This is a genomic window from Microvirga sp. VF16 (assembly GCF_016864375.1).
Taxonomy (GTDB): Bacteria; Pseudomonadota; Alphaproteobacteria; order Rhizobiales; family Beijerinckiaceae; genus Microvirga.
Genome location: NZ_CP069354.1, coordinates 5,002,803 through 5,015,051, shown reverse-complemented (window position 1 = coordinate 5,015,051; position 12,249 = coordinate 5,002,803). Strand labels below are relative to the sequence as shown.

General features: G+C 61.5%; 12 protein-coding genes. 9 read left to right on the top strand and 3 right to left on the bottom strand.

What is annotated here, in order from left to right; genetic code table 11:
- The first annotated feature begins 5 nt into the window (after positions 1 to 5).
- The 9 genes from JO965_RS23640 to nuoG all read left to right on the top strand — a co-directional run bounded on the left by JO965_RS23640 (position 6) and on the right by nuoG (position 10,105).
- Positions 6 to 1,481, top strand: a complete 1,476-nt coding sequence (locus tag JO965_RS23640) for an NADH-quinone oxidoreductase subunit M (protein ID WP_203441382.1) — start codon at positions 6 to 8, stop codon at positions 1,479 to 1,481.
- Positions 1,478 to 2,917 carry an NADH-quinone oxidoreductase subunit N gene (locus tag JO965_RS23635; RefSeq protein WP_203441381.1) on the top strand — a complete coding sequence of 480 codons (1,440 nt, stop codon included), beginning with the start codon at positions 1,478 to 1,480 and terminating at the stop codon, positions 2,915 to 2,917. The genes JO965_RS23640 and JO965_RS23635 overlap by 4 nt, the downstream gene beginning before the upstream one ends.
- A gap of 150 nt (positions 2,918 to 3,067) precedes the next feature.
- On the top strand, positions 3,068 to 3,433 hold the full coding sequence (locus JO965_RS23630) for an NADH-quinone oxidoreductase subunit A (protein ID WP_203441380.1): 366 nt from the start codon (positions 3,068 to 3,070) through the stop codon (positions 3,431 to 3,433).
- The gene (locus JO965_RS23625) at positions 3,421 to 3,924 is read left to right on the top strand and encodes an NADH-quinone oxidoreductase subunit B family protein (RefSeq protein WP_203441379.1); all 504 of its coding nucleotides are present in this window, start codon (positions 3,421 to 3,423) and stop codon (positions 3,922 to 3,924) included. Before JO965_RS23630 ends, JO965_RS23625 begins: the two co-directional genes overlap by 13 nt.
- Entirely contained in the window at positions 3,921 to 4,457 is a 537-nt protein-coding gene (locus JO965_RS23620; RefSeq protein ID WP_203441378.1) for an NADH-quinone oxidoreductase subunit C, read from the top strand. Before JO965_RS23625 ends, JO965_RS23620 begins: the two co-directional genes overlap by 4 nt.
- A 27-nt stretch (positions 4,458 to 4,484) precedes the next feature.
- The gene (gene nuoD / locus JO965_RS23615; protein WP_203441377.1) at positions 4,485 to 5,699 is read left to right on the top strand and encodes an NADH dehydrogenase (quinone) subunit D; all 1,215 of its coding nucleotides are present in this window, start codon (positions 4,485 to 4,487) and stop codon (positions 5,697 to 5,699) included.
- A gap of 17 nt (positions 5,700 to 5,716) precedes the next feature.
- Positions 5,717 to 6,226: an NADH-quinone oxidoreductase subunit NuoE gene (gene nuoE, locus JO965_RS23610; protein ID WP_203441376.1), complete on the top strand. Its 510-nt coding sequence runs from the start codon at positions 5,717 to 5,719 to the stop codon at positions 6,224 to 6,226.
- Between the two features lie 4 nt (positions 6,227 to 6,230).
- Positions 6,231 to 7,496 (top strand): NADH-quinone oxidoreductase subunit NuoF, encoded by a 1,266-nt coding sequence (gene nuoF, locus JO965_RS23605; protein ID WP_203441375.1) that lies wholly within the window; start codon positions 6,231 to 6,233, stop codon positions 7,494 to 7,496.
- A gap of 32 nt (positions 7,497 to 7,528) precedes the next feature.
- The gene (gene nuoG / locus JO965_RS23600) at positions 7,529 to 10,105 is read left to right on the top strand and encodes an NADH-quinone oxidoreductase subunit NuoG (protein ID WP_203441374.1); all 2,577 of its coding nucleotides are present in this window, start codon (positions 7,529 to 7,531) and stop codon (positions 10,103 to 10,105) included.
- Between the two features lie 63 nt (positions 10,106 to 10,168).
- Here nuoG and JO965_RS23595 read toward each other — a convergent pair whose 3' ends face one another.
- Genes JO965_RS23595 through nuoH form a run of 3 tightly spaced genes read right to left on the bottom strand, consistent with a single transcriptional unit; the run spans position 10,169 to position 12,238 of the window.
- Entirely contained in the window at positions 10,169 to 10,609 is a 441-nt protein-coding gene (locus JO965_RS23595) for a CBS domain-containing protein (protein ID WP_203441373.1), read from the bottom strand.
- A gap of 45 nt (positions 10,610 to 10,654) precedes the next feature.
- Positions 10,655 to 11,221: an NADH-quinone oxidoreductase subunit I gene (locus JO965_RS23590; RefSeq protein ID WP_203441372.1), complete on the bottom strand. Its 567-nt coding sequence runs from the start codon at positions 11,219 to 11,221 to the stop codon at positions 10,655 to 10,657.
- A gap of 30 nt (positions 11,222 to 11,251) precedes the next feature.
- Positions 11,252 to 12,238, bottom strand: a complete 987-nt coding sequence (gene nuoH / locus JO965_RS23585) for an NADH-quinone oxidoreductase subunit NuoH (RefSeq protein WP_203441371.1) — start codon at positions 12,236 to 12,238, stop codon at positions 11,252 to 11,254.
- Positions 12,239 to 12,249 lie beyond the last annotated feature (11 nt).

Genomic DNA, 12,249 nt, shown 5'->3' with positions numbered 1-12,249 from the left:
GGGCGATGGAGTTCCCGCTGCTCAGCTTCATCGTGTTCATGCCCGCCATCGGGGGCGCAATTCTGATGTTTCTCCGCAATGACGATGCGGTGCGATGGACGGCGTTTGGCGTCACCGTCCTCGACTTCGCCCTCGCCATCGCGATGCTGGCCGGCTTCGACATCACCACTCACGAGATGCAGTTCACCGAGACGCGCCCATGGGTGCCTGCGCTCGGGATCACCTACGCACTTGGCGTCGACGGAATCAGCGCGCTCTTCGTATTCCTGACCGCACTGTTAGGCTGGATCTGTGTACTCGCCTCATGGGTGGCGATCGACCGCAAGGTGAAGGAGTTCATGATCAGCCTGCTGGTCATGCAGACGCTGATGCTTGGGGTGTTCTGCGCGCTCGACCTGTTCCTCTTCTACGTCTTCTGGGAGGCGATGCTGATCCCGATGTACGTGATCATCGGCGTCTGGGGCGGCAACGGCCGTGTCTATGCGGCGTTCAAGTTCTTCCTGTACACCCTGGCGGGCAGCGTCCTGTTCCTGGTCGGTATCATCGTGCTCTATTTCCACGGCGGCGCGACCTTCGACATCCTCGCCTTGACCGCGCAGGATTTGCCGTTCGAGGTCCAATCTTGGCTGTTCTTCGCCTTCCTGATCGCCTTCGCGGTCAAAGTGCCGATGGTTCCGGTCCATACATGGTTGCCGGACGCTCATGTGCAGGCGCCGACGGCAGGCAGCATCATCCTCGCCGCCGTGCTCCTGAAGATGGGCGCCTACGGGTTCCTGCGGTTCTCGCTGCCGATGCTGCCGGAAGCGTCGGTGCATTATTCGCCGCTGATGCTGGCCCTTTCCGCGCTTGCCATCGTTTACGGCGGGCTGCTTGCCCTGGCGCAGGATGATCTGAAGAAGCTGGTGGCCTATTCCAGCATCAGCCACATGGGCTTTGTGACCCTGGGGATTTTCGCCCTGAACCTACGCGGGCTCGAGGGCGGCATCCTGCAAATGTTCAATCACGGCGTAACCACAGGCGCGTTGTTCCTGTTCGTGGGTCTGATCTACGAGCGGACCCATACGCGCAGCATCGCCGACTATGGCGGGCTGATGAAGGTGGCGCCGGTTTACACGACATTTCTTGCGCTGTTCATCTTGTCCTCAATGGCGCTGCCGGGAACGAACTCGTTCGTGAGCGAGTTGCTGGTGCTGTCAGGCGGGTTTGCGGCCAACCTGGCCATTGGTGCGGTCGCCGTTCTGGGGGCATTGCTAGGCGCGGCCTATCTGCTTGGCATGTACGGGAAAGTCGCGCTCGGTCCCGCCAGCGTCGCCGGGCGGTTCGAGATCCGAGACGTGAACACCCGCGAATTGGCAGCGATCCTGCCGCTAGCCGTCCTCGTGCTCTGGGTCGGGCTCTATCCAAAACCATTTCTCGACATCATCGACGCCTCGATGAAGCATCTGTTGGTGCAAGTGCACGGTAAGGGGAGTCGCCAATGACCGCTGCCGCGCTGTTGCAGTCGATTCTCGCGAGCCTGCCCGAGATCGTGGTGGTCGTCGGGGCCTGTGTCCTGCTGATCCTGGGACAGATCGTGCCAAAAGGGCAGGAACAGTTCCTCATCTGGGCTTCCGTCGCGATCGTGCTGATCGCCGCCTTGGGAACACTCATGTTGGCGGGCGAGGTGAGGCCGGCATACATGGACATGTTCATTGCCGATCGCTTTTCAGCCTTCTTCAAGATCGTGTTCTACTTGGCAACGGGTCTGACATTCCTTCTTTCGCGAAAATATGTCGAGATCGAAGAGATCGGGAGCAGCGAATACTATGTCCTGCTGCTCTTCGCGCTTTCGGGAATGATGATCATGGCCTCGGCGACAGACCTCCTGTCGATCTATGTGGGCCTCGAACTGATGGCACTCTGCACTTATGTGCTGACCGGATTCCTGCGGCGGCAACGACGGTCGAACGAAGCGGCTTTGAAATACGTGATCCTCGGTGGGGTCTCGACGGGGCTTTTCCTCTACGGCGCTTCGCTGGTCTATGGGCTCACCGGCACGACGCAGCTGGACGGGATGGCTGCGGCGGTGACCAGCAAGCCGCTCGATCCCGGATTACTGCTGGCGGTGGTCTTCATCGTTGCGGGGCTGGCGTTCAAGGTTGGCGCGGTGCCGTTCCATATGTGGGTGCCGGACGTCTATGAAGGCGCGCCGACGACCATCACCGCCTTCATGTCGGTAGGCCCCAAGGCAGCCGGGTTCGCGGTGATCCTGCGAGTATTCCTCAACCCGCTAGTCGCAGCCTCGGACGTTTGGATCATCATCGCGATCATTGCGGTGGTGACGATGGCGCTCGGGAGTTTCGTGGCGCTTGTGCAGGACAATTTCAAGCGCCTCTTGGCCTATTCCAGCATCGCCCATGCCGGCTTTGCGATGTTCGGGGTGGTGGCCGGCGGCGCTGAGGGGGTCGCCGGCGTGATGCTTTATCTGCTGATCTACACGTTCATGAATCTCGGCATCTTCGGCACCGTCATCATGATGCGGAACGGCGATTCCTCGGGCGAGGCCATCGAGGACTACGCCGGTTTAGCTAGGTCGCATCGCGGATTGGCACTTCTGATGCTGCTTTATCTGTTCTCTCTGGCGGGCATTCCGCCGACGGCCGGGTTCTTCGCCAAGTTCTACGTGCTGGTCGCGCTCGTCGAGCGGGGTTTCATCCTGCTCGCCGTAATCGCAGTGCTTTTGAGCGTCGTCGCCGCCTATTTCTACATCCGCATCGTCATGGTGATCTACATGCGTGAGCCGGAGGGCTCATTCGACCCGGCGCTGACGCCCTCGGTCCGCGCCACACTTGCCCTCACGGCCGCGGGCACCATTGGGATCGGCCTGTTTCCAGCGTGGTTTCTGAGGCTTGCCCAACATTCCGCGTTTGGCGGCTGATCGATTGGATTTGCATTGATTCGACAGACGGAATACTCTTGCAGTGCAAGAAAGGAATGCCCAATCCGCTTGCCGGGGACCTGCGCCAGGCCCGAATAGGGTCGGTTACGGCCTGAGCAAAGTCCTCGGTGGATAACCGGATGATGCGATATGACTGGGATGGAATTCCTGCCGGTTCTTATCATGACCGCCGGAATTGTTCTGGTGGCAGTTGCGACGCTCTTTGTCTCCTCGCTGCTGCGGCCGTCCAATCCCTATCCGGCGAAGAACATGCCCTATGAATGCGGCATGGATCCGGCAGGCGAGGCCGCCGGGGGGCGCTTCAGGGTGCAGTTCTTCATCCTCGCGATCCTGTTGGTCGTCTTCGATGTCGAAGCAATGTTCCTCTTTCCCTGGGCCGTCGTTCTGAAAGAAATCGGGTTGGTCGGCTATATCGAGATGTTCGTCTTTATGGTGCTTCTTCTTGTGGGCTTCGCCTACGCTTGGCTGAAGGGGGCGCTGGAATGGGAAGCGTGAACAACGCGATCCGCGACAGCGTGCTGTTCACCACGGCCGACAGCGTCATCAGTTGGAGCCGACGGTCGGCACTGTGGCCCGAGACTTTCGGCATTGCCTGCTGTGCCATCGAGATGATTTCGGCGGGCTGCGCCCGCTACGATCTCGACCGTTTCGGCGTGGTATTTCGGCCTTCGCCGCGCCAGTCCGACGTGATGATCATTGCCGGCACGGTGACGCGGAAATTCGCGCCAGTCGTGCGCCGGCTCTATGATCAGATGCCGGAGCCGCGCTGGGTGATCGCGATGGGCACCTGCGCGATCTCGGGCGGAGTCTACAACACCTATGCGGTGGTGCAGGGGGCCGAGACGTTCGTGCCGGTGGACGTGCATGTGCCTGGTTGCCCGCCGCGGCCCGAGGCCCTGATGCATGGCTTCCTTCTGCTTCAGGAAAAGATCAAAAAATCCCGGGCGCTGGCTGGGGCGCCCCTGGGTCGGATTTCAGTGCCATGAGCATGGAGACGCCCCTCAATCGCGCCCCGATCATGGAGTGTTTCGGAGGAGCAATCGAGGATCTTGGCTTCGCCCATGGCGTGCATGCCTTCGCTGCCTCGCCTGGAGCGATCGTCGAGCTTTGCCGGTTCCTGAAGGAACATCCGGCCTTACGGTTCAACTTCCTGTCCGACATCTGCGGGGTCGATCATTATCCTGAGACGCCACGCTTCGAGGTGGTATACCATCTGTATTCGCTGCCGAACAAATGGCGCGTCCGGATCAAGTGTCGCCTCGGCGATCCGCCGCAGATTCCGTCGGTGATGGGCGTCTGGCGCACCGCCAACTGGCATGAGCGCGAGGCTTGGGACATGTACGGGATCAGATTCGAGGGTCATCCCGACCTGCGCCGGATCTACATGTGGGAGGGGTTCGAGGGTTTCCCGCAGCGCAAGGACTTTCCGCTCCGGGGCTACAAGGACGAGTTGAACCCGTTTGGCGCTGAAGGCCCTCCGCCGACGCAACCCGACCTCGCCACCAGGGACATTCCATAAGAGGCCATTCCATGCCGAGGACTCGAGATGACGGAAGTCACGGAACTGAGAAGTCCTGAAGGCGAAGCGCTCGACACCAAAGAGGTGCTGCTCAATCTCGGCCCGCAGCATCCCAGCACGCATGGGGTGTTGCGGCTTGTCCTTGAGATGGAAGGTGAATATGTCGCGCGCGTGGACCCGCATATCGGCTATCTCCACCGTGGCACTGAGAAACTGGCGGAGAGCTTCACCTATACCCAGATCTTTCCTCTGACGGACCGGCTCGACTACGTCTGTCCGCCATCGAACAACTTGGCGTTCGCGCTGGCGGTAGAGAAGCTCCTGGGCATTGAAGCGCCGATCCGCGCCCAATATATCCGCGTGTTGATGGCCGAACTGGCGCGGATCTCCGGTCATCTCCTGATCACCGGCGCACTGCCGATGGATCTGGGCGCCATGACCGCGTTGCTTTACGCCATGCGCGAGCGCGAAATGATCATGGACCTGTTGGAAATGATCACCGGAGCGCGGATGCACACCTCCTTCTGCCGGGTCGGCGGCGTGCGCGAGGACCTTCCCGACGGGTTCCTCCCCAAAATCAGGGAGTTCTGCGACGTCTTCCCGAACCGGATCCGCGACTATGAACGGCTGATCGAGAACAACCGTGTGTTCCTGAGCCGCACGCAGGGCGTCGGCGTGATCTCCGCCGAGGACGGCATCGATCTCGGCCTGAGCGGCCCGAACCTGCGGGCCTCAGGCGTCAACTGGGACATCCGCCGCGACGAGCCCTATGAGATTTACGACCAGCTCGAATTCAATGTTATTACCAGCGATGAGGGCGATTGTTACGCGCGCTGGCGATGCCGGGTCGAGGAGATGCGCGAGAGCATCCGGATCATAGAACAATGCCTCGACCGGATGCCCGAAGGGCCGTTCCAGGTCGACATGCCGACAATCGCTTTCCCGATGGACAAGAATAGGGTGCACTGCTCGATGGAGGCGCTCATTCAGCATTTCGACCTGTCTGCCTACGGCTTCAAGGTGCCAAAGGGCGAGGTCTATTCGGCAATCGAGGCGCCAAAGGGAGAACTCGGGTTCTACATCATCAGCGACGGCTCGGCAAAACCGTTCCGTATGAAAGTGCGGGCGCCGTCATTCGTCAACCTTCAGGCACTGTTTGGGGTCACCAATGCGCGCTACCTGGCGGATATGATCGCCGTGCTGGGCAGCCTCGATCCGGTGATGGCCGAGGTGGACAAGTAGCAGGGGATTTCGACGCGATGACCATGCGCGAAAAGATCGAGGCGGCAGCGGCGCGGTATCCCGATCAGCGCTCGGCGATCATGCCCGCACTTCTGATCGCGCAGAAGGAACATGGCCATCTCCCCGGCCAGGTGTTGGAAGAGATCGCCGACATCCTTGATGTCGAGCGGATCTGGGTCTACGAGCTGGCGACCTTCTACACCCTCTTCCATACGGAGCCGGTGGGGATATTCCACCTGCAACTCTGCGATAACGTCTCCTGCATGCTGCGCGGATCCGAGGACCTGTTGAGGCACCTCGAAGCCGTGCTGGGAATCAAGAAGGGTGGTACAACCCCGGACGGACTGTTCACGCTTTCGACCGTCGAATGCCTCGGCGCCTGCGAGATGGCCCCGGTGATGCAGGTCGGCGACGACTATCTCGGTGACCTCGACATCGCGAGGATCAACGCGCACTTGGACAGACTGCGGGCGGCGGCGGAGCATGCGACCGGTGTCGATCTCGCCGCAGGATCGCCGGGAGAGTAACGCCATGTTCGAACCGGTTCTTCTCAGGAACATGGACGTACCAGATAGCCATCTTCTCGCGACCTACGAGTCCGGCGGCGGCTATCAAGCGCTGGCGAAGGCGCTGCGCGAGTACACGCCCGATGAGATCATCGACCTGGTTAAGAAATCCAACTTGCGCGGTCGCGGCGGGGCCGGATTCCCAACCGGGGCAAAATGGAGCTTCGTGCCGAAGCAAGCCCGCAAACCGAAATACCTGTGCTGCAACGCCGACGAGGGCGAACCGGGCACCTTCAAGGATCGGCTCATCATGGAGCGTGACCCGCACCAGCTGATCGAGGGTCTGGCGATCGGCGCCTACGCGATCGGGGCCGAAACCGCCTATGTCTACATCCGCGGGGAATACGTGCTGGCGATCCGGCGGCTGGAGCAGGCGATCGCTGAGGCCCATGCGAAGGGGTATCTGGGAACGCGGATCCTCGGCTCAAATTTCAGCTTCGTCGCGCACATCCATTGCGGCGCCGGAGCCTACATTTGCGGCGAAGAGACCGCGATGCTCGACTCGCTCGAGGGCAAGCGGGCGCAGCCGCGTTTGAAACCGCCGTTCCCGGCGGTCGAGGGACTCTACGCCAGTCCCACCGTGATCAACAACGTCGAGACAATGGCCTGCGTGCCGCATATCGTGGCGCGGGGGCCAGATTGGTTTCGCAGCATCGGCCCGGAGAAGAGTCCGGGCCCGAAGCTCTATTGCGTCAGCGGACACGTGCGAAAACCGGGCCTTTACGAGCTGCCAATGGGCATACCGCTGCGCGAATTGGTCGAGGACCGCGCCGGTGGGCCGCCACCGGGACGCAAGATCAAGGCGGTGATCCCCGGCGGAGTGTCGGCACCGATGCTCCCGGAGCGCGGATTGGACGTCGGGATGGATTTCGACTCACTGGCCGCCGCCGGCTCGATGCTCGGCTCGGCCGGGGTGATCGTGATCGACGACACGACCTGCATGGTTAAGGTTGCGACCCGGATCATCGAGTTCTTCCACCATGAGTCCTGCGGCAAATGCACCCCCTGCCGCGAAGGATTGAATTGGACCGCGAAAGTACTGCGCCGGATTGAGGCGGGGCAGGGCGAGCCGGGCGATCTGGAACAGCTGGAGGCGCTTTGCAAGGGCATTTTCGGCAACACGTTCTGCGCTCTGGGTGACGGCGCGGCTATGGGACTGCGGGCGGCGCTGATGCATTTCAGGCATGAATTCGTCGCCCATATCGAGGAACGGAGGTGCCCGTTTCACTGAAGAGCGCGCAGGGAGAGGGCCACGAGGAAGCCATGGTTAGCCTCACGATCAATGGACAAATGCTGGAAGTGGAGGCGGGCTCGACGGTTCTCCAGGCCGCTCAGCGTCTGGGCATCGACATCCCGACCTTCTGCTATCTGAAGCGTCTGCCGGCGCTGGCCTCCTGTCGCATGTGCTTGGTGGAGATCGAGGGGCAGCGACGGCTGCAGCCTTCCTGCGCCACTGCGGTCGCCGATGGCATGGTGGTGCGAACCAACACGCCGTTGATCGAGGAAACGCGCTCTTCCATGCTCGACATGCTGCTCGCCAACCACCCCCTCGACTGCCCGATCTGCGACAAGGGTGGTGAGTGCGAGCTTCAGAACATGGTGATGGCATACGGCCCCCGCAAAAGCCAGTTCCACGATGCCAAGCGTGTGTTCCACACCGAGGACATCCGTCTCAGCCCGGTCATCATCATGAACGTCAACCGCTGCATCCAATGCCAGCGCTGCGTCCGGATGTGCGAAGAGGTCGTGGGCGCGGTCGCCTTGGGCACTGTCGAAAAAGGCATGGACACTGCCGTCACCGGCTTCGAGGGCAGCCTCGCGAGTTGCGACCAGTGCGGCAATTGCGTCGAGGTCTGTCCGGTCGGCGCGCTGATGAGCTTCCCTTATCGCTACAAGGCGCGGCCTTGGGATCTGGTTGAGACCGACACGGTCTGCGTGCATTGCGGCACCGGCTGCCAGCTGACCGTCGGTACGCGCAAGGGCGAGTTCATGCGCGTCCGGTCGAAGTGGGAGCATGGGGTCAACCGCGAAACGCTCTGTGTGCGAGGGCGCTTCGGTCTCGACTTCGTCGAAAGCCGGGACCGGATCAAGCAGCCGATGATCCGTCGTGATGGCGCCCTGGTTCCGGTTTCCTGGGATGAAGCGGGAGACTATCTGGGCCGGCGCCTGGTCGCCGTCGAAAGCAAGACAGCAGGCGGTCTGGCCTCGCCGCGTCTGCCCAACGAGATGCTTTATCAGTTCCAGAAGCTGATGCGGACGGTGTTCCGGACCAACAACGTCGACTGTTCGTCGCGTTGGTCCACACATTTCGACACGCTCGGCCCATTGGTGACGAGCTTCTACACCCGCGCGCAGGTGGAGGAGGTGGTTGGCAACGACTGCGTGCTCATCGTCGGCGGCAACGTGACGGACGAAAACCCGGTCACCGAATACCTGCTGCGGGATGGCGCGCGACGGCGACAGACTAGTTTGCTCATGATTTCGGCGCGGCCGTCCCGCCTGGATGCCGATGCCCGGGCGGTCGTTCGCGTTCCGCCGGGCGGTGAGGCAGCGAGTCTTGCCGCGGTGGTGGCCGGGCTGGTGGCGTCCGGTCAGACTTTGCTGGGAGACGTTTTGACTGGCATCGGCGGGTCAGCAGCGAATACCAACAGTGATGGCCTGGACAGTCTGGTCACAGCCCTGCTGGAAGGCCGGAACGTCGCCATGCTTGTCAGCGCCGATCTCCTCAGATCATCCGAAGCGCGCGTGACGCTGCAACAGCTCAGCAATCTGTTGCAGGTTCTCCGCGTGCTCGGCAAGGGCCCGGCAATGCAGTTCCTCTTCGACCGGGCCAATCAGATGGGCGCCTGGGACATGGGGGTTCTGCCGGCGGCATTGCCGGGATTGCGCTCGGTCACTGACGACGTGGCACGCACAAACCTCGAACAGGCCTGGGGCGCCGAAATCCCGCCTGAACCGGGCGCGGATTTCGACGCCTTGCTGGAGCTCTGTGACGAAGGGCGTATGGGCACGCTCTATATCGTCGGAAGCGATCCGCTGATGGCTTATCCCGACCGGGAATTCGCCAAGCGGGCGCTTGGCGCTGCCGATCTCCTGATTGTGCAGGACACGTTCCTCACGGATACGGTGGGTTTGGCTGAAGTCGTTCTGCCCGCGGCGGGTTTCGGCGAGGAATCCGGCACGTTCACCAACAACGAGGGCCGGGTCCAGAAGGTCTGCAAGTTCCGCGAACCCGTCTTCGATGCGCGGAGCAATCTGGCGATCTTCGACTTCGTCGCGGCGCTCCGCGGCAGGATGTTGCAGCCATCGACGCACGGCGAGATCCTCCGCGAGATCGCACGGCTGGTTCCGGCCTATCAGGGACTAGAACGCGACAGGCTTGGCGCCGACGGAGCATTCACGAAGGCAGCCCCGACACCACCGGCCGGCGAACTCTTCGCCCCTCCGCCGGCACAAAAGGCAGACGACCGGCTCATGCTGGTCACCGGCAACTGCCTGTTCCACAATGGATATCTTTCCGAACGATCGGAGATCCTGAATACGGTCGCGGATGACCCATATGTTGAGATGAGCGCGTGGGATGCCTCGCAGCTTGACCTTTCGGATCGCGATCAGGTGGTCGTGCGATCCGCCCGAGGCGAACTGACGGCGCAGCTCAAGGTCAACAAGCGTTTTCCCAGAGGCCTCGTGTTTGTTCCCGAAAACTACAGAGCTCTGCGTCTCAACAGCCTGATGCGTCGGGGCGAATATCCATGTCCGGTGGAGGTTCACAAGGCGCGCGTAACCTTCGAGCTCGCCATCGGCGCCAGACCAGGGGCGGAGTCTGAGGATCTGGACTGAGGCATTGCTGGGTTTCCCAGCGGCCTGCGCGAACCTTGCGTCTGCACCCCCGGGTCGGCGGCGTCAGTGATAACCGACCCCGGCGATGTAATCGTGCAGCGCCTGCTCGTTGCGCAGGAATTCGTCGAGCCGATGCTTGACCACGTCGCCGATGCTGACCACGCCGACAAGGGTGTCGTCGTCCATGACCAGCACGTGGCGCGTGCGCCGCTTGGTCATGATCGCCATCACCATGGGCAGCCCATCCTGTACCGAACAGATCGCCAAGCTGCGGTTCATGATGTCGGCGACCCGCATCATGGGCGCCTCGGTTCCGTGTTCAGCCACCGCATTGCAACAGTCCCGCTCCGACAGCGTGCCCAAGTACTCCCCGGACCGACGGCTGACGACCACGAAGCCGATGTTGTTTTCCCGAAACAGCCGCAGGACTTCCACCATCGTCTGACCTGGAGTGACCGAGATGATTTCAGGAGCCTTGGTCTGCAAGATTTCGACGACAAGCATCTGAGCCTCCTGTCTGCACGGCCCAGCTTGATGGCTGGCGCGCGTTCACGTTCGTCGGATATTTCGCCACCAGTTGTACCCCTGCAGCTCGCTCGCCTCGACCAGCACCTCCTGTTCGGTGTTCAGGCGCGCGGCGACCACGCTGCCGCCGGTCATTGCCTTGCCCGGTTTGTCGAGCAGATTGTCACGCCCGATCACTAGGTCATGCGAGGAAAAACTCGAAAACTCGTACTGTTGTCCAAGCGCGATCGCGTCCGCCGGGCAGGCGTCCTCGCATAGTCCGCAGAATAGGCACCGGGCCATGTCGATCTCGAATTTTGCCGGGCGACGGTTGCCCTTATCGTCCTCGTAGGGGACGACTTCGATGCAGTCGCAGGGGCAGATCCGCGCGCAGAGCTCGCAGGCGACGCATTTGATCTCGCCCTCTTCGTCGCGCTTCAGGAAGTGGTGCCCGCGGTAACGCGAATAGGGCAGCCATTTTTCCCTGTCCGGATACTGCATGGTCACGGATCTGGAGAACATGTAGCCGAAGGTCAGTGCCAGGGCGTCCGCCAGATCGGCGAAGAACGCCCAGCCGATCCATGTTCCACTCCTGTCTAGTGCGCGCGACATAACCGCCTCGCTACCGGGCCGCTGCGGCCCCTAAAGGAAAGCAACACCTGTTATAATTATGTTCGCCAGTGACAATGGAAGCAAGACTTTCCATCCGATCGCCATCAGTTGATCGTAGCGGTAGCGCGGGAAAGTGAAGCGGAACCACATAAATACATAGATGAAGACCGCGACCTTGATCAGGAACCAGAGGAGTGGCGGCAACGGGATCAGCACGCCGTTCCAGCCGCCGAAAAATAGGATCACGGCCAGGACCGACACCAGCAGCATGATGGCGTATTCACTGACCATGAAGAAGGCGAAGCGGATACCGCTGTATTCAGTATGGAATCCGGCCCCCAGATCACCTTCCGCTTCCGCCAGGTCGAAGGGAATGCGCTGCGCTTCGGCCAACCCGGCGACGAAGAACACGAAGAACCCGACCGGTTGGTAAACGATGTTCCAGACATCGGCCTGCGCCCGTACGATCTCGAGCAGGCTCATGGATTGCGCCAGCATGACCACGCCGATGACCGCGAACCCCATCGGGATCTCGTAACTGATCATCTGCGCGCAGGTCCTGAGACTACCCAGAACCGCATATTTGCTGTTTGCGGCCCAGCCGCCGAAGATGACGCCATAGACCTCGATCCCGATTACCGCGAGAACGAAAAGGAGCGCCACATTCATGTTGGAGACATAGAGCGTGATCTCGGCGCCGAGAACAGAGACGGTTTCTCCGAAGGGGATTGCGACGAACACTACGAAGGGCGGAGCGAGTGCCAGGATTGGGGCCAGTTTGAACAGGAAACGATCGGCCTCGGCCGGGATATGGTCCTCCTTGGTTAGGAGCTTGATCCCGTCAGCCACCGGCTGCAGCAGCCCGTGCCACCCCACGCGCATCGGTCCTATCCGCTGCTGGATGTGCCCGGCGACCTTGCGTTCCAGCCAGGTCAACGGCAGGGGCAGCAGCAGCAGGACCGCAATCAGCAATGCGACCTTGAGGACGATCAGGCCAAGGGCGACGGCAAGTTCCATGATCCGCGGCT

Excerpts from the sequence above, each read along its gene's own strand:
- JO965_RS23640 (WP_203441382.1), top strand. The coding sequence starts at position 6 with ATGGAGTTCCCGCTGCTCAGCTTCATCGTGTTCATGCCCGCCATCGGG.
- JO965_RS23635 (WP_203441381.1), top strand. The coding sequence starts at position 1,478 with ATGACCGCTGCCGCGCTGTTGCAGTCGATTCTCGCGAGCCTGCCCGAG.
- JO965_RS23630 (WP_203441380.1), top strand. The coding sequence starts at position 3,068 with ATGACTGGGATGGAATTCCTGCCGGTTCTTATCATGACCGCCGGAATT.
- JO965_RS23625 (WP_203441379.1), top strand. The coding sequence starts at position 3,421 with ATGGGAAGCGTGAACAACGCGATCCGCGACAGCGTGCTGTTCACCACG.
- JO965_RS23620 (WP_203441378.1), top strand. The coding sequence starts at position 3,921 with ATGAGCATGGAGACGCCCCTCAATCGCGCCCCGATCATGGAGTGTTTC.
- nuoD (WP_203441377.1), top strand. The coding sequence starts at position 4,485 with ATGACGGAAGTCACGGAACTGAGAAGTCCTGAAGGCGAAGCGCTCGAC.
- nuoE (WP_203441376.1), top strand. The coding sequence starts at position 5,717 with ATGACCATGCGCGAAAAGATCGAGGCGGCAGCGGCGCGGTATCCCGAT.
- nuoF (WP_203441375.1), top strand. The coding sequence starts at position 6,231 with ATGTTCGAACCGGTTCTTCTCAGGAACATGGACGTACCAGATAGCCAT.
- nuoG (WP_203441374.1), top strand. The coding sequence starts at position 7,529 with ATGGTTAGCCTCACGATCAATGGACAAATGCTGGAAGTGGAGGCGGGC.
- JO965_RS23595 (WP_203441373.1), bottom strand. The coding sequence starts at position 10,609 with ATGCTTGTCGTCGAAATCTTGCAGACCAAGGCTCCTGAAATCATCTCG.
- JO965_RS23590 (WP_203441372.1), bottom strand. The coding sequence starts at position 11,221 with ATGTCGCGCGCACTAGACAGGAGTGGAACATGGATCGGCTGGGCGTTC.
- nuoH (WP_203441371.1), bottom strand. The coding sequence starts at position 12,238 with ATGGAACTTGCCGTCGCCCTTGGCCTGATCGTCCTCAAGGTCGCATTG.